Raw genomic sequence first — 21,173 nt, 5'->3', positions numbered from 1 at the left:
CTGATCAGGGTTGGCCCTCACCCCGCTGCGCCGATTCGTAGGCTTCTTTGAGCAGGGGCACTGTCTCATAGCGCTCCAGCTCAGCCGGCGGAATCCAGCGCATGGTCACTGCTTCCCAATCGGTCCGAATGGCCTCGGGGGTCAAGACCTCAAAGAGGAAGGGGTGAATAATCCAGTGGCGGCCCAGCTCCTGATCACGATGCTCGACAATCGCTCCACGTTTGAGCAGGCGCACCTGCTGCGGCCCCAAACCGGTCTCTTCGCGGATCTCCGTGTAGGCCTGCTCCTCGGGGCTGACCCCCGGCTCGATAAAGCCACTGATGCCGGCCCAGCGCCCTCGATAGCTGCCAACTCGCTGGCTGCGCTGGACGATCAGGAGCCGGGGGCCCCCAGGCTGGTCGAAGCGCAGGAGGAAGCTGGTGACAACGGGCGTGGGACGTAGGGGAGCAGTGGACTCCGCTGGTTGCTGTGTCATGATGCGACTCCCGTAGAGATTGATTGCAGCAAACTAGAAAAGGCTGCGAACCTGCTAGAGAAACAATCGATCTTCTCAATTGAGCGTTCTTGACAGCCCCTCAACGCTCTTATATAGTATGCTTGGCGTACTATACGCCTTCTATATAGTATACTTAGCATATACCGTCTCTCGATACGATGGAACACAGCACTCGGTCACCACAAGCCCGGCAGGCGGGTCTGTTTGCCCTTTATCACTCTGGAGGTAGGCTAACGTGACGCCGACCATCATCGCCATCCTCGCAGCGGGCATTATCCTGGCGGCGCTCCTTGGAGCCGGGATCGCACTTGTCATCGGATACCGCTTAGGGGAGGCACGAAATAAAAGCAAGTTTGAGGAGCGTCTCCGTCTTGAGAAAGAGGCCAGCGAGCGTCTTCTCCTGGAAATGCAGCAGCAACAGCGCGAGGCTCTGCATGAGGCGCGTGAAGAGACAGCGCGCTTCCGTGCTACCATTGAGAGAGAAAATGCTGAGCGGCGCGCCGAGCTACAGCGTCAAGAGCGTCGACTGCAGCAGAAAGAAGAGAGCCTGGAGCGTAAGATCGAGGCCCTGGAGCAACGTGAGCGTCGGCTACAGGCACGCGAGCGGGCTGTTGAGGAGCTGCGTCAGGAAGTCGAAGAGCTGAAGCACCAGCAGCAGACCGAGCTAGAACGCATCTCCCACCTGAGCGAAGAGGAGGCGCGCGAGCTTCTCTTGAGCCGCATGGAGTCCCTGGTTCGGGCCGAAGCCTCGCGGCGGGCGCGCCTCATCGAAGAGGAAGCGCGCGAGCAGGCTGAGGCGAGGGCGCGTGAGATCATCACTCTGGCTATCCAGCGCTGCGCCTCCGACCAGGTCTCCGAGGCTGTCGTCTCGGTCGTCCCTCTGCCCAATGAGGAGATGAAAGGACGCATCATTGGGCGGGAAGGTCGCAATATTCGAGCATTAGAGGCCGCGACCGGCGTTGATCTGATCATCGACGACACACCGGAAGCGGTCATTCTTTCGGGTTTTGATCCAGTGCGTCGCGAAGTGGCGCGTCTGGCCCTCAACCGTTTGATTCTTGATGGGCGCATCCACCCCACGCGCATTGAAGATGTGGTAGCCAAGGCCCAGCAGGAGGTCGACAGCATCATCCGCGAGGCTGGAGAGCGGGCGGCGATGGAGGCCAATGTCCACGGCCTGCAGCCCGAGCTGCTCAAGATCCTGGGGCGGCTCCACTTCCGCACCAGCTACGGTCAGAATGTGCTGGCCCACTCTGTTGAAGTTGCTATTCTCGCGGGCACCATCGCCCATGAGCTGGGGGCCGATGTGAACGTCTGCAAGACCGCCGCCCTGCTGCATGACATCGGCAAGGCCATCGATCAAGAGGTCGAGGGGCCGCACGCCGTCGTTGGCGGCGAGATTGCGCGTCGTTTTGGCAAGTCGCCCAAGATTATTCATGCGATGGTGGCTCATCACGCCAGCGAGATGGAGCCGCAGAGCCTGGAGGCCGCCATTGTCCAGGCCGCCGATGCCATCTCTGCTGCCCGGCCTGGGGCGCGGCGCGAGACCATCGATCTCTATCTCAAGCGCCTCGAAGCCCTGGAGAGCATCGCCAACTCTTTCCCCGGCGTCGAGAAGTCCTTTGCTATTCAGGCTGGGCGCGAGGTGCGGATCATTGTCAAGCCCGATGAGATCGATGAGTACGGCGCCAATCGCCTGGCTAGCGAGATCGCCCATAAGATCGAGGAGAGCCTTGACTACCCCGGCCAGATCAAGGTCTGCGTGGTGCGCGAGACGCGCGCCGTTGACTATGCCAGGTAAGTCGCCTGGCCCGCCCGAAACCAGGAGAAAGGAACGTGCCTGATGTGGTCAGCAGTGGGCAAAATCACAGCCATAGCCCGCTCGCTGCCTCAACCCATGCCATTGATCACGCCGGGTCAATCAGGCTGGAGGAGATATGACCGATTACGCCATTGATCTGCACACGCACTCGACCGCCTCGGATGGCCTCTATGCGCCGCGGGTTCTGGTCCAGAAAGCCTACGAGGTGGGGGTGCGTGTGCTGGCCCTCACCGATCACGACAGCACCGAAGGAGTGGCGGAGGCTGCTGAGGCTGCCACCCAGCTAGGCATCGATTTTATCCCAGGCATTGAGATTAACACCGAAACCTCCGCTGGCGAAGTGCACATGCTTGGCTATTTTCTACACTATCAGCAGGAGGCTTTTCAGCAAGCCCTGCGTACGCTGCGCGACGCACGCCAGCGCCGCGGCCAGCGGATGGTCGAGCTGCTCAACGAGCAGGGGATTGCCATCCGCTGGGAGCGCGTGCGCGAGCTGGCTCAGGGAGCAGTGGGGCGACCTCATGTAGCTCAGGCTCTGGTTGAGGCCGGCTATGCCCAGAGCATCGAAGAGGCTTTTGCACGCTACCTGAGCAAAGGGTGCCCGGCCTACGTACCGCGCTACAAGCTGTCGCCCCAGGACGCGGTGCGTCTCATTGTCAGCGCCAGGGGCCTGCCAGTAATCGCCCACCCTCTGGAATTACCAGGCCCTGAGATCCTGCGGCAGTGGCTCCCTGAGCTATGTGCCCTGGGACTGGTTGGCTTGGAGGTCTACTATGGTCCTTATACCGCTGAGCAGGAGACGCTGCTGCTCTCCCTGGCGCGCCAGTTCGACCTCATCCCCACGGGCGGCAGCGACTATCATGGTCCAGGCATCCATCCGACGCCCTTGGGGGGCCACCCTGTTCCCGCCGAGAGCGTGACGCGTTTGCAAGAAGCAGCGGCGGCGCGCAGCCACCAGACGCCGCCCCCATTCACGCTTCCAGAACCGGCAGTCGAGTAAGCTCAGCTGTAAACAGGCCAACATCGCTGATAGAGATCGCTCTTTATGAGCAGGCCAAGGAAGAAGGGGCCTCCATCGGCCATGCTTCTTCCAACAGATCGCCAAGCACCGACCCTAAGATAGAACAGGAGGCAAGGTAAGGGTTTTGAGTGCGAAACCGGAGAAAGAGGAGAAGGGCCACCGGCTTCTACGTGACATCCTGGAAACGGTGGCATTGACGCTACTGTTGCTTCTCGTGGTACGCCTGACGGTCCAGCATTACTATATCGATGGGCCAAGCATGGAGCCGACGCTGCACAACCAGGAATATATCCTTGTCGATCGGCTCGCTTACCTTTTTCATCCGCCACAGCGCGGTGACATTATTGTCTTCCACTACCCACACGACCCGAGTGTAGACTATGTGAAGCGCATTATTGCCGTTCCCGGTGACACCATCACCGTCATCGGCCAGACGGTCATTGTCGATGGGGTCACCCTGCATGAACCGTATACAAATCCCGACGATCCAGCCAGCCTGGCCGTCTACCCGCCGATCCGCAACCTGGTTATCGGCCCTGATCAGTACTTTGTGATGGGCGATAATCGCGGCGACAGCTCTGATTCGCGTCAATGGGGAACTGTCCCCAAACAAGATATCGTCGGCAAGGCCACCCTGGTCTACTGGCCGCTGGGAGCCAATAACTTTGGCCTGCTACCCGACGAGAGCAGCGTTTTCGCCGGCATTAAATGATCGCTACCCAAGAGGCAGCAGGCCAGGATTCACCCGCAGGCAGAGGAGTTAGCGAGTCCTGCCCCCAACAGCAACAGGGCTTGTTCTCCTCTGCCGCTTGCTTTCCTGACGATCAACTGGCCCCTCACTCTGCTCCGTTCAGGCCAGGCCACGGCGAGAATGAGCAGAATCGCGCCAATAGCCAGCCAGCTAGGAACATGGCATCATAGATCAGCAACAGAGGCACGAATGCCACAGGCGGGAGGCCTTATCAGAAGGGAGGAGAGGCCACCGCCAGCCGCCAGCCCAGAGAGCACCCTATGAGGGGAGGGAGCTTGCTGGAAGCGACCTTTTCGGCTATCGTTAATACAGTGTAGCGCAGACAGTGGTTCGCCCACCTCTGCCGCCAGCGGCGTGGCAGAGCCTTATTGCTTTCTACCTCCATGCTGTCCGCGCCACGCATCTAGGAAAAAGAGGGTAATCTCTCACAAGAGAGTTTCAAAATCGCCCAGGGTGGAGTACACTACCTTGGGAGTCTTTTGTCAGGTTGTTCCAGGTCTCATTGACGTTTGCCCATACATCAACAACAGGCTGGCAACGGCAAGGTCCATTCCTTTAAGCAATACAGATCATTGCGTACCTTCTTAGAGGGGGCGAGAGCTGTCATGAGAGCAATTACGCGAATGCCTATTTTCCTCCGGCTCTTCCTGGCCTTCGCGCTGGCTGCGATTATCCCCGCCATCGTGATTATTGTGCTGGGAACCTTCTTTCTGAACACGCTGACCGTCCACGGCCAGGCAATGCAAGTAGCTAACCAGGCGACGACGATCTCCATGCAGGCCATGTCTGATCTTGAGCGCATGAACGCACTGCTGGGCGAGTACCACTCGACGCTCTATGCCAACGATGGCCCCTACGGTCTCAACAGTGGCGCTATGACCCGCATGGCCACCTCTGCCCAAACGGAGATCCTCGACCTGGAGCACAGCTTCGGCAACGAGTTGAGCACCTACCAGCAAGATTTCTTGCTGGGATCGTCCCCAAATATGGACAGCGTGCGCCGAAGCCTCCCGGGAGATATCAACGCCCTGGTCTCCGATCAGGCCCAGATCTTCCGCACGGCCAGTCAGCAGTGGTCGGATTATAAACAGGCCCAGGACGCTGAGCTGACAGCGCTGAAGGCCAATCTCCCGCACAGCCAGACCCATAGCCTCCTCGAACAGGCCAACACCAAGTACGCCTCGCTCCTCAAAAGCTGGCAGCAGCTTGTGACCACGACCCAAACGATCAGTAACGAGGTGACCACCATCGGCTCTAACCAGATCGGGATGATCACCCTGGGCACGGTCATCGCCATCCTGGCCACAGCAATGGTGGTGATCACCATTGGCTATATCATTAACCTGACCATCACCCGCCCCCTGCGCCAGCTCGCCAACCTGACCAAGCGCATCAGCAAGGGCGATACGACGGCCCGCGTCAAGATCAATAGCCGCGATGAGATCTACATCGTGGCGAACTCGATGAACAATATGCTCGATAACATCGTGCGCTTGATTCAGGAGACCCAGGCGCAGCGCGATAACCTGCAGGCCCAGGTGGAGAAGCTGGTGAGCGAGGTCAGCGGCGTTGGTGAGGGCGACCTGCGCGTGCAGGCTGAGGTGACGGCTGATGCCCTCGGCGTGCTTGCGGACTCCTTTAACTACATGGTCGAGGAGCTGGGGAATCTGGTGATCCGCGTGAAGACGGTGGCCCGCGAGGTGGAGCAGACCACAAGCCAGCTGATCGATGGCATGACCCAATTGGTGGAAGAGGACGATATGCAGATCCGCCAGATCAGCGAGGCTGCGGTCGAGGTCGAGCAGATGGCCGAGGCCAGCCGCCGCGTGGCTGAGCGCGCTCAGCTGCTGCACAATGTGGCCGTTGAGGCGCGCAAAGATGCGCAAGGGGGCCGCGAGGCTGTGGAGATGGCAGTCGCCGGGATGGGCCGCATCCATGAGAATGTGCAAGCGACCGCTAAGAAGGTCCAGGTGCTCGGCGATCGCTCGCGCGAGATCAATAATATCGTAGAGGCGATCTCCAGCATCGCCCATCAGACCAATCGTCTGGCTCTCGACGCCGCTATTCAGGCCGCGATGGCCGGTGAGCACGGCAAGGGCTTCGGAGCCGTCGCCGCCGATATCCGCCGCCTGGCCGAGCGCGCCAAGGAGCAGGCCAGCAATGTGACGCGCGTTGTCCGCAGCGTTCGCGAGGACATCGGCGCCGTGGCTGTGGCTATGCAGGATACGGAGCGCGAGACGGAGGCCGGAGCACGCTTGACTCAGGAGGCCGGTAGCGCTCTGGAGGCGGTCTTTGCGGTGATCGAACAACAGGCCCACGAGATCGAAACGATCAACCAGATGGCAAACCAGCAGCTGGAGTCGTCCAGCTCTGTGGTGCAGATTATGCACAGTGTCTCAGAGGCGACCCAGCACAGCAGTACGACGACCCGCGAGGCCGCCCAGGCTATGGGTCGCCTGGCTCGCCTGGTGGAGCGCTTGCGCGCTTCGGTAGAGGCGTTCAAGCTGAATGAGGATCAGAGCTACCTGTCGACTACGGGCTTTACCGATGCGCTGATGGTCCAAGACGGCGCCGAGGGTCAGCAGTCTCTGAGCGGCGCTTTCCGTACAGTCACGGCCACCGCTCAGGCTCAGCCGACACCAACCCACGCTGGCATGTATAATGCTCTCCCCCCGGCCCGCCAGCCAGGCGTTAGTCCGAGTCCCGAGGGCTTCTCGCCCTTCCAGCCGCTCTCGCCCTCTCCCTCCTCCACCGGTAACAACGAGTGGAGCCAGCCGCTGCCTTCAATGCCGGCAGGAGGCAGCGGCCCGCAGCCGAGCTGGCCTTACTCACCGCCATCGGCTGGCTTCCCCACTACGCCAACTCCCAAGGCGCCCCCCTTCGAGCAGTCGCCGTACGACCCCTGGAACCCGGGGATGCCCAGCAACGGCAGCGGTCTCCCATAAAGGCCGCCCGCCGAGCAACCAGGCCGGGCAGGCTAACAGGCAGATGAAGGGAAGGCAGGACGCCTAGATAAACCGACAGGGAGCCAGTCCCCCAAGCGTGCAGCTCTGAGGGGACTGGCTCCCGCTCTTTTTCGTGAGGCCAGCTGGCTCCTGCCAGCGAACTCGGTGGAGGGTCCTTCTTCGATTGACCCGCTCCCCCCTCTCCCTGCCATAACTTTTTTGTTATAGATAGTATCTGCAACCTCTATCCTGTTTCATAGACAAGCGTCTAATTCCTCTGTTAGACTGATGATGTAGGTTATAGTTAGCGAGAGCCGGCAGACTGCCGACCACCTCTTGCAGACTACTTCTTCTCTGGCTAACGACACTGCCCCCTCTTACCCGCAGAAGCGGCAGGGCTTACGACGAGCGTCGGCGCCGTAGGTCCTGCCGCCTCTGTTATCTAGTCGTCATTTCCTCGCCTCACTGGAACGGCGCTGGCGCTGCTGGCGCACGGCCTCGTAGAGCAGGATGCCGGTAGCCATCGCCGCATTGAGCGACTCGACTCCGTTGGCGAGGGGAATGCTCAACTGGCCGGTGGCCAGGGAGCGAGCCGCCGCCGAGGGGCCGTGGGCCTCATTGCCAATAATGAGGGCGAATGGCTGACATAGGTCCTGCTCGTAATAAAGCTGTGGCGCCCCCGCCTCAGCCAGAAAGATCCGCAGCTGCGGACCACAGTGCTCTCTCACCCGCCGTGCGATCTCGTCCCACTGCTGTTCCTCAGCGAGCGGCAAGGCCAGATGGGCCCCGGCAGCCGCTCGCACGACCTTGGGACTAAAGGCGTCCACACAGCCTGGCGTCAGCAGAACGGCGGCGACATCCGCCGCCAGGGCCGTGCGCAGGATCGTGCCCAGGTTGCCCGGATCAGCCAGCCGATCAAGGATCAGCAGGGTGGGCCGCGACGCAGGAGGCCGGCGCGCCGCTACTTCCTCATAGCTGAAGGCCGCGAGCGGCAGTACAGCTACTACCCCCTGTGAAGTCTGCACGTCTCCTAAAGCCTCTATGACACGCATGCTGACCTGAATCAGCGCCCGCTCCGCCACAGACCCAGTGAGGAGCCGCTCTAGCAGCACCCGCCCCTCAGCAGTGCGCGCCAGCAAGTCGGGCTGATAGTAGACTTCGAGCGGCGAGACAGACCGGTCGAGCAGCTCCTTGAGCAAATGCGGCCCTTCCATCATAAAGAGGCCGTGCTTCTTGCGTCCGCGCGGCGTGTGCAACTCACGCAGACGAGCGACTCGGGGATTGAGCGGACTGCTAATTACCGGCATGGGAGAGTCACCTCCCTTGAACATGCAGAAGGGGCGACCGCCGGAGCAGTCGCCCCTGACACTGCTTCTGCACTGTCCCGCCTGGCAAAATGAGAGGCAACCTCGGCTTGCCAGATAAGGACAGCCCGAGCAGAATACCAGCCTTGTTGCTAGCCTTGAGGTTGATTCTGACTCTGCGCCGCGGCCAGGGCCGTTTTGACCAGCTCGGCAAAGGCAGGCCGATCATTGACCGCCATCTCGGCCAGAATCTTGCGATCAACACTGATGTTGGCCACGCGAATCGCATGCATCAACTGGCTGTAGGTCACACCGAACATGCGAGCGGCAGCGTTGATGCGTGTGATCCAGAGCCGACGCATATCGCGCTTGCGGTTACGCCGATCACGATAGGCATAGGCCAGGGCATGCATCATGGACTCACGCGCCCTCTTGATCAGACGGCGGCGTGTGCCACGGTGGCCCTCCACAAACTTCAATACCTTTTTATGCTTCTGACGCGCCGTAACGCCTCGCTTCACTCTTGGCATAGCGTCTTTGTCCTTCCCTCTTCTTCTTCTTCTTTCTGCTTACGAAGTCGACGACAGCGTGCGATCAGGACGCCCACCTCACTCACAGCCGACCAGCCGGCAGCAAGGGGGGCCAGACCCTAGCGACCAGCATAGGGGAGCAGGCGCCGAACGCGGCGGGCATCTCCCCGTGCCAGGGCGAAGGTCTTATCAGCCGCACGAACCGAGCGAGAAGCCTTGTTACGGCGCAGGTGGCTGATCGCAACTTTGCGGCGCAAAAGCTTACCACTGCCCGTGATCTTGATGCGTTTGGAGATGGCTTTATGTGTCTTAAGTTTCTGCTTCATGAGATACACACTCTCTTTCTTTCTTCTCGTGCGGGGCGGTGGGCAACACAGCAGTTGACCTCTCCCTGACGGTCCTCCTACCAGGAATAAAAGGAGACCGCGACCAGCGAAAGACGAGGCTGTCGGCTCACAAGAGAGGGGCTTGTATGCCCGGCGCAAGCTGGACTGGCGGGCTGGGCTTGTAAGCCAGCTCTTAGTGCGCGCGTGACAGTGTTATAGAGAAGAACAGCTCCATCGAAGGCGCAGAGAAGCCTTTTTCAAGAGCAAAGAAGCCCCGCATGCCGTCTGCGAGTATAGCACAGATTGCTCCCGCTGTCCAGTAGGGGGCGGCCCATCTCTTGGGCCTTCTGCCGCTTAGGTTAGCGGGACAGCGCCTATCAGCCTGTCCGACTGACTATACGATCGGAGCTGAAGGGGACGGAGCGCAACCCGCAGGCGCTCCGCTGAGCAGCCAGAGACAGTGAACAGCATCGCAGCATTTCCACCTCAGCGAGCAGCTCCAAGAATAGAAGAGCAGGAGGCAAAGCGCAGGGCCTGAACAAAGGTCTGCCCTGACCCTGGCCGTGGTTTTCACTCTGGTGAAGGGGGAGCGGCTTTCTCCCGCTCAGAGCGCCGTCCTGTCAGCGCGCCGCTTCCCCGGAGGGCGGGACGAGCCAGCCGCTCAGCAAGATGGGCCTTCTCTTGCCAGACAGGGAGGACAATGCTATAATAGCGGGGCACTGTACCGACTCTCTCAACAGCCATAGATCACGCCTGCCCGCCAAAAGTGCAGAGAGCAAGAGTGGTTGGCAAGAGTCAGAGCAAGAGAGGTCAAAAGACAGCGGCAGAGCGGATGGCGAAGATAGAGATCGCCATACTCCACCTGCTCCGGCAGCAAGACGAGTCCAGATAACCGCGACTGACCGCGAGCAAACCCAGAGGAAGGAGGTGGCTTCGTGAGGAGAGACTACGAGCTTGGCTTTATTCTCCATCCCGAAGTCAGTGAAGAGCGAACACGTACTATTCTTGAACGGATCGAGCAGATCGTAACCGCCCATGACGGCCAGGTTGTCAGGGTGAACTACTGGGGGCGGCGACGGTTGGCCTACCCCATCGAGCATCACCGCGATGGCATTTATGTCTTTGTCGATATGAGTGTCTCCCCTGAGACTCTCCCGGAACTGGACCGCACCCTCAAGGTATCTGAGGAAGTGCTGCGGCACCTGATCAAACGACGCGATCCGCGGGTGGTACAGAAGGAGCGCGAGGCCTACGCCGCCGCCAGCGCCGCTGGGGCTACCCCCGCCCCCGCCCCTGCTAGCGTCGCGAGCGAGGAGCTTGCTGGCGCGAGCGCAGAGGCCGAGGTCGCTGCAGCAGGCAGCGCCCCCGAAGCGGAAGCTGAGGCCCCTGCCGACGCCCCTGAAGCAGCTGCCCTGTCAGAATCATCAGAATCAGAGTCATCAGAATCAGCAGTAGGAGATCAAGAGGCGCCCGCCGTCTCGCATGAGGAGATGGAGAGTGCCCCTCCCGCACTCGATGAGCAGCCAGCCCCAGCCTCCGAGGCTGAGCAAGCCTAGGCGCTCTAGCGATCGGTTCGGGAATGAGCACACAACAAACGAGACAATGGTTCGCTCAGACAGAACGCCAGTGAGTAGCAAGCCAGTCAGGAGAGGGCCAGCTAGCCCTGCTCCCATCTGACTTCAGCGAAGGATGGTGCGGCGTCTCCCAGTGCGACGAAAGGATCTAAGCGATGCTGAACAAAATCATGCTGATCGGCAACCTGGGCCGTAACCCGGAAATGTCCTATACCGATAATGGGACAGCTGTCACTCGCTTTTCGCTGGCAGTCAGCCGTACCTATAAGACCCCCAGCGGCGAGAAGCGCGAGGAAACTGAATGGTTCAATGTGGTCGCCTGGCGCTCGCTGGCCGAGCGCTGCTATCAGTACCTGCGCAAAGGCAGCAAGGTCTATGTGGAAGGGCGGGTCGCACAGCGCAAGTATACCGATAAGAACGGTGTCGAACGCACCGCCTTCGATGTGATCGCTAGTGATCTGCGCTTCCTCTCGCCTAAGCCACAAGAGGCCGATGTCTCGGATGAGTTCCCGACCGATAGCGGCGATTTCCTTGAAGATCTGGACGATTCTCAGCCCTTCTAATTGCCACCAGGCAGAAGAGCTGGCGAATCGCCCTCTCAACGAGACGTACCCTGTCGTGTGTTCGAAGGAGGAGAGGACAGTCCGTGCAAAAACGTAACGAAGCGGCCAATCAGCCAACAGCATCAGCCGCCCAGCAGGCTACTCAGAGCCAGGGCCAGACAACGCCAGCCGGCAGCGCCAGCGCTCAAGGCCAGGGCCAGGGCCAGGCGCCCGCTCAGCCCCAGGCCACCGCTCGCCCGGGGCGCCGCGAGGGCGTCCGTGGCCCCCGGCGTAAGGTCTGCCAGTTCTGCCACGACCGCGTGCGGGAGATCGATTATAAAGATGCCGCTCGCTTCCTGAAACGCTACATCTCCGATCGCGGCAAGATCGAGCCTCGCCGCAAGACAGGCACCTGCGCCAAGCACCAGCGCGCACTGAGCCGTGCGCTCAAGCAGGCCCGCTTTATGGCCCTGCTGCCCTATACCGCAGAGCATATGCGCAGCATGTAGCGGCCACGCAAGATCTTCAGCTTAGCACAAGAGGCACGCTTCGCTGCCGGCAATGGCAACGGCTGCGCCGCTCGCCCGGGCGGCGGGTAAGCAGGCAGGCAGGAAGACAGACAAGGGAAGAGAGGCGGAGGCACGCAGGCGCGCATTAAGGCAGCCAGGACAGCAATCGCCCTTACAGGCGAGAAGCAGTCATTCCTGTTATGTCCTGCCCTGCTGCGCTTCGCGCCGCCTGGTCCTTCATCTCTTCCTCGCTCCTGCCACAGGCAGAAGTCCCAGCAGGTGATCTCTGTTCGCTCTTCGCTTGGCTCTGGCTGCAGATGATCTTGCTGGGATGCTAGATAGACTAAGCCAGCAGGGAAGAGAAGAGACCGACAGAGGCCAGCGTGCGTGGTCAGGCCCGCGACTGCTGGAGCTGAGCCTGAACACAAGGAGGGACTGGCTCAGCATCAGGCCAAGCAGTCCAGGTCAGAACAGGTAAGAGATGAGCTGTGGCGCCACGCCTCCTTCTTTTTCTAGAGCCAGAAGAGAAGTACAGGGTTTGCTCGCTCGTCTCCCTGGCGTGTTCTGACGTTGGTCGACGCTTGCCCTCTTGTCTCATAGGCCGTTCCTGTGTATCATGGAGCCATGAGCAGCCATTGCTGAAGGCAGGAAAGGGTTCTTCCACTATGACGAGTCAAACAGCGCGTGAACCCCAAAACCAGCGGTCAACGCGAGCAAGCCGCCCGGAGAAGGCAAAGCCCAGGCGCTATGTCCGCCAGACAGCCCTTGTGGCGGCCCGACGAGATGGCAAACCCCTGATCTTCGGCTGGGGCAGCCACCTCTCTCAGAGCGAGAAAAACCGTATCCGCGTTCGGGCTACCTGGGCTCTCACCATCCTTATCGTGTTAACCATTGTCGGCGTTCTCATCGGTTTCTGGATCAACATCAACGTGATCGTGCCAAGCCTGCCGATCACATCGGTCAATGGCCACGACATCCCCCAGTCCGAGTACCACAAGCTGGTGGTCCTGCAGACACAGCTGGAGATCAATAAGCTCTACGGGCCAAATGGCCTCTTCGCCCAGCGCACGAACCTCGAAAAGGCGGTCGCCCAGCAACAGCAGGCGATGAACAACGCTTCTAAGAAGATCGACGATCTCAATCAACAGATCAGCAAGCTACCCGCTGGTCCCAGCCCCCAGCGCACCCAGCTAACCAAGGAGCTGAATGACGCCAAGCAGACCTACGCCAATGCTCAGTCGCAGCACGATAAGCTGCAGTCACAACTGAATGATCTGACCCAAAATACCATTCCTTTCGAGCAGCAAGGTCCTTTCACACAATCCCAGATCGGCAACGATAGCGCGACCTGGCTCCAGGATGACGAGCTGATCCGCGAATGGCTGCAAACGCAGCCCGCCTCGGTCCGCGCCCGCATCGAGCCAACCGCCGCTCAGGTTGAGCGCGCGCTCAACGATCTGAAGGCCAATATGCCGAAATCAGGCCAATATGCGCGCACCTATCAGCAGATGCTCGCGCAGGACGGCGTCACCGATGCCGATATGCATGAGATGATGGCTCTGAAGCTGCGCCGCGACAATATGCAGAATTATCTGGCCTCGCAGATTAAGTCGCCCACCTACCAGGTGCTGGCCCGCACCATAACGCTCAGTACCAAGGCCGATGCTCAGAAGATTCTGGATCAGCTGAAGAAGGGAGCCGATTTCGCCACCCTGGCCCGCCAGAAGTCAGTCGATACGACGACGAATACCAAGGGCGGTTACCTCGGTTGGCTGGCCCGCGGCCAGTACGCCCACCAGGAGGGCCAGGCCTATGTGGATAACTGGCTCTTTGATCCCGCCCGGACGATCAACGAGATCAGCCCGATCATTATGGAGAATGGAGCTTATCACATCGTCCAGATCCTTGGGATCGATCCGTCCCGTCCCCTGGACCAAAGTACACTTCAGACCCTGAAGGATAACGCTCTCTCCAACTGGTCTCTGGAGATCCGAGCTTTGCCAACGACGCATATCACACCCGCCGACCAGAATCGGCTCTTTGATCCAATCAATATGCCGACTGAGCTGCCTGTGAGCGGTCCTTCCCAGAGCAGCGGCGGCTTGACGGCACCGAACCAGTAGTCGCCTCAGAGGCTCTCTGATCTAGCGAGGGAGCTGGCCGGCTTCGGCCCCTGCTTTTCGACTCGGCTCAACTCAGTCCGCCAGGCAGGGAGGATAAGGCCGGCAGCTCCTTCCCGCTCCTTCTCTCAACGCTGGGGCAGCAGGAGGATGGCAGGGTGATGGATGGCTATCCTTGTCTGGCTCTTTCTCTTTCAAGTAGGCAGGAAAGTATGTCAACTACTCTCAGCAGCGCTCCTTGCACAGTGTTCTTCGATGAGCCACTCTCAGCTTTGCTAGAGAGCGTTTCACTTTACCTGCATGTCCCTTTCTGCCACACGCGCTGCTACTATTGCGATTTCAACACCTATGCGGGCCTGCTGTCGCTGCGCGAGCCATATGTGCGCGCCTTGCTGACCGAGATCGAGCTGGCAGGAGAGATGGCCCGCACTGCCGCAGGCGCTCCGCGCCGCGCTCGAACAATCTACTTCGGCGGCGGTACCCCCAGCCTCCTGAGCGCTGAGCAGATTCGCCGCCTGCTAGCTGGCTGCCGAGCAGCTTTTGCCGTTGATCCTGAAGCGGAAATCTCGCTGGAAGCCAATCCAGGCACACTTTCCAGCGCGCATCTGCAAGCCCTGCGCGCAGCGGGAGTGAATCGTCTGAGCCTGGGGGCGCAGAGCTTCGACCCTCATTTGCTTAAGCTGCTTGGACGCACCCACTCTCCCGAGGAGGTAGCGCAGGCCGTGCGAGCGGCACGCAGCGCTGGCTTCGATTCGCTCAATCTGGATTTGATGTTCGGCCTGCCAGAGCAGACGATGGCTCAATGGCGCGAGACCCTGCTGCGCGCGCTGGAGTTGGCTCCTGATCACCTTTCGCTCTATTCGTTGATTGTGGAGGAGGGAACGCCCTTCTTTACCTGGGTGCAAGAGGGACGGCTGGTTCCCGCCGATGAGGATCTCTGCGCTGAGATGTACGAGTATGCCGACGCGCTGCTACAGGAGGCAGGCTATGCGAACTACGAGATTTCGAACTGGGCCCGCCCTGGCCACGAGTGTCGCCATAATCTGACTTACTGGCTCAATCTTCCTTACCTGGGCCTGGGCGCCGGTGCCCATTCCTGCTTCGCCGGACGGCGTTTTTCCAATGTGCGCGAGCCACGACAGTATGTGCGTCTCCTCGCCTCCCGTCAGTGCCCGGAGGCGGAGAGCGAGACGCTCTCTTTCGAGATGCAGATGGCTGAAACGGCTATTCTGGCTCTGCGCACCGCCCGCGGCCTGCATTTGCCGTCTTTCCGCGAGCGCTTCGGCCTGGATTTCTGGCAGTTTGCCGGGCAGCGCTTACAACATGTCTCTGAGGCCGGTTTGTTGGAGTACGATGGAACCTGGCTACGCCTGAGCAAACGCGGTCGCCTGCTAGGCAACGAGGTCTTTCTATGTCTGCTTCCTGACGAAGACTAGCTTCGAGCAGAAGAAGGATACACCTGTGGAGTCGGAGAGAGCATCGCATCTAAGCTGCCGTGTCTGTGAGCTGTTAAGTGCCAGTCAGTTTCGGCGCTTCCGCGCGGCGGGCATCGAACCTTTGCATGCCCAGCTGCTTTATAATCGGGGCCTGCGCACTCCAGAGGAGATGAAAGCCTTCCTGGAGGCGCGCTACGAGCAGACACCTGATCCCCTGACTTTGATCGATCTCCCGCGCGCTCTGGAGCGCATTCGCCGCGCTCTGCTGGCTGGCGAGCATATCACGGTCTACGGCGACTTCGATGCCGATGGGGTGACTGCCACAGCTCTCCTGATGCGAGCCTTGCGCCGCTTGAAGCGCGCAGAAGCTCCCCTTGATTACTATATTCCATCGCGCATCGATGAGGGGTGCGGTCTCAATGTCGGGGCCCTCGACTGGCTCAAGCGCCAGGGGACGTCGTTGCTTATTACTACCGATTGCGCCAGCTCAGACGTGGCCCAGGTGCGTTATGCGCAGGAGACACTTGGCATCGAGGTGATTATTACCGATCACCATCGTCCCCCGGATGAGCTGCCACCAGCCTATGCCCTGGTAAACCCGTGGCGTCCCGACTCGACGTATCCCGAACGGGTGCTGTGTGGTGTCGGGGTGGCCTTTAAGCTGGTGCAGGCGCTCTACCGCTCCTTTGGTCTGCCACGCGAGGAGGAGCTAGCGCTGCTCGATCTGGTGGCCATCGGCACGATCGCCGATGTGGCGGAGCTGCTTGGCGAGAATCACACACTGGTACGGCTGGGCCTGGAGCGCTTGAATCAGACCACCAACCCCGGCTTGCTAGCCTTGATGAAGAGCGCCGGACTGCAGCCTGGCCAGCTGCGCGAGCGCGACGTAGCCTTTGTGTTGGGGCCACGCCTCAACGCCGCCGGACGGATGGAAGATGCGCGCCTGGCCTGCGAACTGCTGATGACGGACGATCCGGCTGAGGCTGAGAGCTATGCCACCCACCTGGAGCGCCTTAATCACCTGCGCCAGGTCCAGACAGAGGAGCTGATGAATCTGGCGCGCGAGGAGGCGGCGCGCCACCCGGACGATGCCGTGGTGCTGGTCAGTGGCGATAACTGGCCCGAAGGGATCATCGGTCTGGTGGCCAGCAAGCTGGCCGAGGAGATTCGCCGCCCTGTGCTGGTCTTGAGTCGCGGCGAAGAGTTCAGCCGCGGCTCGGCGCGGAGTCGCGAGGGCTTCAATATGATCGCCGCCCTGCGCGGCTGTGCCCATCTGTTCGAGCGCTACGGCGGTCATGCTCAGGCCGCTGGCTTTACCATTGCCAACCACTACGTTGAAGAACTGCACCAGCATCTGTTGAGCTGGCACGATAGCCAGGGCAACGGCGCAGAGCCAGCGCTGATAGCGATCGAGGCCAGCGCCGCGCCCGGTGAGCAGGAAAGCGTGATCCTGCCTCCTGCCAATACTCTCATGGTCGATCTGGTGCTGCGCCGTCCTGAATATTTCCAGTATCAAACCTATAGTCGCATCCGTCAGCTCAGTCCCTTCGGAGCCGCTAACCCCGAACCGGTCTTCAAAGCCGAGAAAATGCGCCTGCTCAACTACTGGAGCAGTGGGCCGGCGGGTCGCAACCTGCGCGTGCGCCTCGGCATCGGCAATGTGCAGGTCATGGGGACCTTCGTGCGGGGAGCTGCCCACATGAGCACCCTCAATGGCGCCTCACACGTCGACGTGATTTTCCGCATCGAGCCAGCCTGGAGTCCCCAGGAGGGCGAGAGTACGCGCGAGATCACGCTCAAGATTCTTGCTATCGCACCCTCGCCCTCAGCCTGAGCTGTCAGATTCGAACGGAAGAGTGGCCAGCCAGCCAGACCAAAAGGCACCTGTCCCTTCCGGCTCAGGGATAGATACCGCGTGCTTCGGTGGCCTCGGCGACGCGCGCCACAGCCAGCAAGTAAGCCCCCATGCGCAGGCTGGTGCGCTGGCGCTCGGCTCGGTCTTGCACTGCCTGGAACGAACGCACCATGATCCGCTCCAGACGCTGATTGATCTCGTCCTCCGACCAAAAGAAGCGCTGCAAGTCCTGGACCCACTCGAAATAGCTGACAGTCACACCGCCAGCATTGGCCAGGATATCGGGTACCACCGTGATGCCACGGTCCTGGAAGATGCGGTCGGCCTCGGGGGTCGTCGGTCCATTGGCGGCCTCAATGATCAGACGCGCCTTGACTCGCGAGGCGTTCTGCGCCGTCAACTGGTTTTCCAAGGCAGCCGGGATCAGGACATCGCAGGGCAGTTCCAACAGCTCCTGATTGGTCACCTGCTCGCTATCGGGCAGGCCGCGCAGGCCACCATGCTCCTGCGAGTAGCGCAGCGCGCGCATGACATCAATGCCGTTGGGATTATAGACGCCACCGCTGATATCGCTCAGACCGACGATCTTGCAGCCGAGAGATTGCAGCAGGCGGGCCGAATTGCCTCCGACGTTGCCAAAGCCCTGGATGACCACCCTGGCCCCCTCCGGCTGCATGCCCCGACTCAGCAGAGCCTCGCGCGTCACAACCTGCACACCGCGCGCTGTCGCTTCCAGGCGCCCCTCGCTACCGCCGATCGAAAGCGGCTTCCCTGTGACGACCTCGGGGACCGAATAGCCACGATGCATGGAATAGGTATCCATGATCCAGGCCATAATCTGCGGATTGGTGTTCATGTCGGGGGCCGGGATATCACTGTTGGGGCCAATCAGGATGGAGATCTCCGTTGCGTAGCGCCTTGTGAGCCGCTCCAGCTCGTTGCGCGAGAGCTTATGTGGATCACAGATTACTCCTCCCTTGGCGCCGCCAAAGGGGATGCCCACCACCGCACACTTCCATGTCATCCACATAGCCAAGGCTCGCACCTCATCCAGAGAGACATCAGGACTGAAGCGAATGCCGCCTTTCGCCGGGCCACGATTGATGTTGTGCTGCACACGGTAACCGGTGAACATCTGCACGTCGCCGTTATCCATGCGCACGGGGAAATTGACGATGAGTTCTCGTTTGGGCTTACGCAGAATGGCGCGCATGGCCTGCGAGAGGCCGAGCATTTCAGCGGCTTCGTCAAACTGAGCGACCGCTACTTCATAGGGATTGAGGATATCAACAGCCATTGAGTTTAGAACCTCCTCTGAAATGCACCTGACCAGGAGAGAGATCGCGGCTCGTCAGTCAGGCTAACCAGCCAGCCTACGCTGCGCATCATCCTTTCCTCCATCACAGCGACCTATCTCGCCCAGGCCAGGCCCGTATGCCTCGCTGCATACTAACAAGACATGCCTCGCATGGAAGCGTCTTCGCTTCCCGCCCCCCGGCAGTGGGAGAACAAGAGGTTCTCCAAAGGGAGCCATGACAGCACGACTCGGGCCAATTCAGATCGACCCAGATCGACAGATCCCTGCAGGTTGCAGGAGTCCAGACAGCCCCCGACTGCCACATAATAAAGCCCGCCGAGGGCGGCGGGCGACACGATTGGCGGGCGATGCGCCCTACTTGCGTTCAAGCATATAAGCACGATGATGAACGTTGTAGCTTTATTATAGCATCACGGCGCGGTGACCTTCAAGACGGTGACTGCCGCGCTGACCCTTGTTCAGGTTCCACTCTGGCCTCTGGTTGGCGCCTCCTAATGCTGGAGGAGATAGACAGCCGACCAATCGCCAAAGTAAAGACCCAGACCGTTGAGTGTCACACCATGCAGCCAGGGGGGAATGACCGCCGCCAGCGCCTGATGGTCCAGCGGTAACCACCCCACATCTTCGATTGCTACACGCTCCGCCTCATTGTAGGTGTGCAAACGTGCCTCTCCGCTCTCCTGCTCGGCCTGCGCCACCAGGCGATCAAACTGCGGATTACTCCATTCACCGTTGTTATTGGGAGAACCAGTGGTGAGATTGAGCGTCAGCCAGTCGTAGGGATCGGGGAAATCCGCGGTCCACTGAATAAAACCCATCTGCACCAGATGCTTCGACAGCTCATCGTTGTAGGTCGTCAAGTCCATGCCCTGAAGCCTGACCTGGAGACCGAGGGCACTCTGCCACATCTGCTGCAAGGCCGCCGCCTCACTCTGCGAAACCTGAGATGAGGGATAGGTGAAGACCACAGGCGGTATCGCACGGCTATCGGGATAGACTGACTGCAGCAGACGACGCGCTTCGGCCCGGTCATAGGGAATGCCGGCGTAATTGGCCTGGTAACCCGGCATGCCTGGGGGAATAATGGTAGTGGCCGGCAGCACCGCATCTTTAAAGATGGCGTGCGCCAGCGTCTTCTTATCAATGGCATAGGCAAAAGCCTGCCGTACCGCGGTCTTATCAAAAGGTGGCTTGCGTGTATAGAAGAAGAGCAGATCGGTCTGCAGCAGCGCACGCTGGATGAAGCCCGGCATCTGGCGAGCACGCCCCAGCTCGTCAGGTGGAATATTCCAGATAAAGCTGTACTGGTGCGCTTCATAGGCTTTAAAGGCCGTTGCCGGATCGCTCACAAAGAGCATATCGACCTCGCGCAGCCGTGGCCTCGGGCCATAGTAGTGGGGATTGGGCACCAGGACCATCTTGACAGTATGGAGCCAGCTCTTGACCATGAATGGCCCCGAGCCAATGGCATTGTTCGCCGCCTGGCTCGCCCAATTGGCCTGACCATATTTTTGGATCAGGGCAGGATTCAAAGGATCAAAGAGCGGATTGGTCAGCACCTCCAGAAAGAAGGGAGTAGGCCGGGTCAGCGTGATCTGCAGCGTCTGGTTATCCAGCGCCCGGACCCCGCTCAGCGTCCGGCTCTTGCCGGCGGCCACATCCGCCGCGCCCTCGATAAAGCCCTCAAAGAAGGAGGCGATCGGCGACTTGACTTCTGGCAGGAGCTGCCGTGTCAGCGTAAAGACATAGGTCTGCGCGGTGATCGGCGTCCCATCGGAGAAGGTGATACCAGGCTTGAGATGGAAAGTGTAAACTCGTTGATCGGGCGAGACCTGCCAGGTCGCCTGATCGGGCACAACGCTCAAATCGGCGGTCGCACGAACCAGACCGCTGTAGAGCATGCTGACGGCCAATGCCGAATTAGCGTCCGGTCCCTGCGCCGGGTCAAGGGTACTAATATCCTTTGTGCCCACGTTCGGGAAGATCAGCACCTGCTGCGCTGCGGCCTGCGGCTGCTGACTGCTGGAGGATGGCGAGGAACCGCCACCGCAGGCAGCCAACAGTATCACCACTACCCAGAGCACAGCGCCCGGCCATAAGCGCTTCTGCCAGCAGTAGGAAGCCGACCTCCTTGTCAGCAGCCGGGTTGAAGCCGCCACCGCTCCCTGACGGCGGCCAGCGTAGAGACACTGCAACCAGCGAGACACGACAAAGCGCCTCCTTCCTCGCAGAAAGAAACGTCGAACCTTCCCTTCTGCTGCACTCGTTGGCAAGGCCAGTCCACCACCGTGCAAACCTGGCGGACAGAGGGAACAGCGCCAGGTCAGGTAGCCTCTATTGTATAGCGCCCCTCGCTCCAGCGGCAAGGAGCGAAGAACAAACCTCCCGCCCGTCTAACCGTCACCTCCCTCTCTCTCCTCCATTGCCCCGCACCAGGCCCGGCTCAAATTCGGCCTCGCTGGTCTTGCTCGATCGGTGTGCAATGGCTCCCCTCGGCCCGCGACTCTGGGAGCAATTGGCTGATAGACAAGGTCCTGGCCCAGGACTATAATGGAAGGGAAAAGATCACACTGTTCAACGGCGAACAGGAGGGTAAGCGAACAGATGCAGATTCGTGTGATTGG

At 60.4% G+C, this 21,173-nt stretch carries 16 protein-coding genes and 1 pseudogene; 10 read left to right on the top strand and 7 right to left on the bottom strand.

Annotation, left to right across the window (positions count from 1 at the left end):
• Positions 1 to 4: 4 nt before the first annotated feature.
• Positions 5 to 475 (bottom strand): NUDIX pyrophosphatase, encoded by a 471-nt coding sequence (locus IRZ31_RS08285; RefSeq protein WP_297152270.1) that lies wholly within the window; start codon positions 473 to 475, stop codon positions 5 to 7.
• 256 nt (positions 476 to 731) lie between these two features.
• On the opposite strand from IRZ31_RS08285, the gene rny reads away from it, so the two are divergent.
• The 4 genes from rny (at position 732) to IRZ31_RS08265 (ending at position 7,035) form a co-directional block, all read left to right on the top strand.
• Positions 732 to 2,297, top strand: a complete 1,566-nt coding sequence (rny, locus tag IRZ31_RS08280) for a ribonuclease Y (RefSeq protein WP_297152267.1) — start codon at positions 732 to 734, stop codon at positions 2,295 to 2,297.
• A gap of 136 nt (positions 2,298 to 2,433) precedes the next feature.
• The gene (locus IRZ31_RS08275) at positions 2,434 to 3,318 is read left to right on the top strand and encodes a PHP domain-containing protein (protein WP_297152263.1); all 885 of its coding nucleotides are present in this window, start codon (positions 2,434 to 2,436) and stop codon (positions 3,316 to 3,318) included.
• A gap of 145 nt (positions 3,319 to 3,463) precedes the next feature.
• Positions 3,464 to 4,051 (top strand): signal peptidase I, encoded by a 588-nt coding sequence (lepB, locus tag IRZ31_RS08270; RefSeq protein ID WP_297152261.1) that lies wholly within the window; start codon positions 3,464 to 3,466, stop codon positions 4,049 to 4,051.
• A 662-nt stretch (positions 4,052 to 4,713) separates the two neighbouring features.
• Positions 4,714 to 7,035 carry a methyl-accepting chemotaxis protein gene (locus IRZ31_RS08265; protein WP_297152258.1) on the top strand — a complete coding sequence of 774 codons (2,322 nt, stop codon included), beginning with the start codon at positions 4,714 to 4,716 and terminating at the stop codon, positions 7,033 to 7,035.
• 449 nt (positions 7,036 to 7,484) lie between these two features.
• On the opposite strand, the gene IRZ31_RS08260 is transcribed toward IRZ31_RS08265, so the two are convergent.
• From IRZ31_RS08260 to IRZ31_RS08245, 4 genes are all read right to left on the bottom strand, one after another.
• On the bottom strand, positions 7,485 to 8,342 hold the full coding sequence (locus IRZ31_RS08260) for an RNA methyltransferase (RefSeq protein ID WP_297152255.1): 858 nt from the start codon (positions 8,340 to 8,342) through the stop codon (positions 7,485 to 7,487).
• Between the two features lie 149 nt (positions 8,343 to 8,491).
• Positions 8,492 to 8,869, bottom strand: coding sequence for a 50S ribosomal protein L20 (gene rplT, locus IRZ31_RS08255; protein ID WP_297152252.1), 378 nt, complete (start codon positions 8,867 to 8,869; stop codon positions 8,492 to 8,494).
• A 119-nt stretch (positions 8,870 to 8,988) separates the two neighbouring features.
• Positions 8,989 to 9,195 carry a 50S ribosomal protein L35 gene (gene rpmI, locus IRZ31_RS08250; RefSeq protein ID WP_297152249.1) on the bottom strand — a complete coding sequence of 69 codons (207 nt, stop codon included), beginning with the start codon at positions 9,193 to 9,195 and terminating at the stop codon, positions 8,989 to 8,991.
• Between the two features lie 570 nt (positions 9,196 to 9,765).
• Positions 9,766 to 9,939: a hypothetical protein gene (locus tag IRZ31_RS08245; RefSeq protein ID WP_297152246.1), complete on the bottom strand. Its 174-nt coding sequence runs from the start codon at positions 9,937 to 9,939 to the stop codon at positions 9,766 to 9,768.
• Positions 9,940 to 10,130: 191 nt separating this feature from the next.
• Here IRZ31_RS08245 and rpsF point away from each other — a divergent pair, with 191 nt between their 5' ends.
• From rpsF to recJ, 6 genes and pseudogenes are all read left to right on the top strand, one after another.
• Entirely contained in the window at positions 10,131 to 10,751 is a 621-nt protein-coding gene (rpsF, locus tag IRZ31_RS08240) for a 30S ribosomal protein S6 (RefSeq protein ID WP_297152243.1), read from the top strand.
• Between the two features lie 173 nt (positions 10,752 to 10,924).
• A complete protein-coding gene (ssb, locus tag IRZ31_RS08235; RefSeq protein ID WP_069803241.1) occupies positions 10,925 to 11,332 on the top strand; it encodes a single-stranded DNA-binding protein in 408 nt (135 codons plus the stop codon).
• A gap of 263 nt (positions 11,333 to 11,595) precedes the next feature.
• Positions 11,596 to 11,811 (top strand): annotated as a pseudogene (gene rpsR / locus IRZ31_RS08230) (30S ribosomal protein S18); the annotation flags it as partial.
• A gap of 674 nt (positions 11,812 to 12,485) precedes the next feature.
• On the top strand, positions 12,486 to 13,943 hold the full coding sequence (locus IRZ31_RS08225) for a peptidylprolyl isomerase (RefSeq protein WP_297152237.1): 1,458 nt from the start codon (positions 12,486 to 12,488) through the stop codon (positions 13,941 to 13,943).
• Between the two features lie 209 nt (positions 13,944 to 14,152).
• Positions 14,153 to 15,376, top strand: a complete 1,224-nt coding sequence (gene hemW, locus IRZ31_RS08220; RefSeq protein WP_297152234.1) for a radical SAM family heme chaperone HemW — start codon at positions 14,153 to 14,155, stop codon at positions 15,374 to 15,376.
• Positions 15,377 to 15,401: 25 nt separating this feature from the next.
• On the top strand, positions 15,402 to 17,210 hold the full coding sequence (gene recJ / locus IRZ31_RS08215) for a single-stranded-DNA-specific exonuclease RecJ (RefSeq protein WP_297152231.1): 1,809 nt from the start codon (positions 15,402 to 15,404) through the stop codon (positions 17,208 to 17,210).
• A gap of 64 nt (positions 17,211 to 17,274) precedes the next feature.
• Here the strand turns inward: recJ and IRZ31_RS08210 are convergent, their stop codons facing one another.
• A complete protein-coding gene (locus tag IRZ31_RS08210; RefSeq protein WP_297152229.1) occupies positions 17,275 to 18,528 on the bottom strand; it encodes a Glu/Leu/Phe/Val dehydrogenase in 1,254 nt (417 codons plus the stop codon).
• A gap of 512 nt (positions 18,529 to 19,040) precedes the next feature.
• Positions 19,041 to 20,756, bottom strand: a complete 1,716-nt coding sequence (locus IRZ31_RS08205; RefSeq protein WP_297152226.1) for a peptide ABC transporter substrate-binding protein — start codon at positions 20,754 to 20,756, stop codon at positions 19,041 to 19,043.
• Positions 20,757 to 21,173: the final 417 nt, after the last annotated feature.

This window comes from Thermogemmatispora sp. (assembly GCF_019683635.1).
GTDB lineage: Bacteria > Chloroflexota > Ktedonobacteria > Ktedonobacterales > Ktedonobacteraceae > Thermogemmatispora.
This window is presented reverse-complemented; position numbering and strand designations above follow the sequence as displayed.

What these genes read in the sequence shown, in the direction of transcription:
- ssb (WP_069803241.1), top strand. Translation starts at nt 10,925, where the DNA reads ATGCTGAACAAAATCATGCTGATCGGCAACCTGGGCCGTAACCCGGAA.
- rpmI (WP_297152249.1), bottom strand. Translation starts at nt 9,195, where the DNA reads ATGAAGCAGAAACTTAAGACACATAAAGCCATCTCCAAACGCATCAAG.
- IRZ31_RS08245 (WP_297152246.1), bottom strand. Translation starts at nt 9,939, where the DNA reads ATGGCTGTTGAGAGAGTCGGTACAGTGCCCCGCTATTATAGCATTGTC.
- rplT (WP_297152252.1), bottom strand. Translation starts at nt 8,869, where the DNA reads ATGCCAAGAGTGAAGCGAGGCGTTACGGCGCGTCAGAAGCATAAAAAG.
- IRZ31_RS08260 (WP_297152255.1), bottom strand. Translation starts at nt 8,342, where the DNA reads ATGCCGGTAATTAGCAGTCCGCTCAATCCCCGAGTCGCTCGTCTGCGT.
- IRZ31_RS08285 (WP_297152270.1), bottom strand. Translation starts at nt 475, where the DNA reads ATGACACAGCAACCAGCGGAGTCCACTGCTCCCCTACGTCCCACGCCC.
- IRZ31_RS08275 (WP_297152263.1), top strand. Translation starts at nt 2,434, where the DNA reads ATGACCGATTACGCCATTGATCTGCACACGCACTCGACCGCCTCGGAT.
- IRZ31_RS08225 (WP_297152237.1), top strand. Translation starts at nt 12,486, where the DNA reads ATGACGAGTCAAACAGCGCGTGAACCCCAAAACCAGCGGTCAACGCGA.
- hemW (WP_297152234.1), top strand. Translation starts at nt 14,153, where the DNA reads ATGTCAACTACTCTCAGCAGCGCTCCTTGCACAGTGTTCTTCGATGAG.
- IRZ31_RS08210 (WP_297152229.1), bottom strand. Translation starts at nt 18,528, where the DNA reads ATGGCTGTTGATATCCTCAATCCCTATGAAGTAGCGGTCGCTCAGTTT.
- IRZ31_RS08265 (WP_297152258.1), top strand. Translation starts at nt 4,714, where the DNA reads ATGCCTATTTTCCTCCGGCTCTTCCTGGCCTTCGCGCTGGCTGCGATT.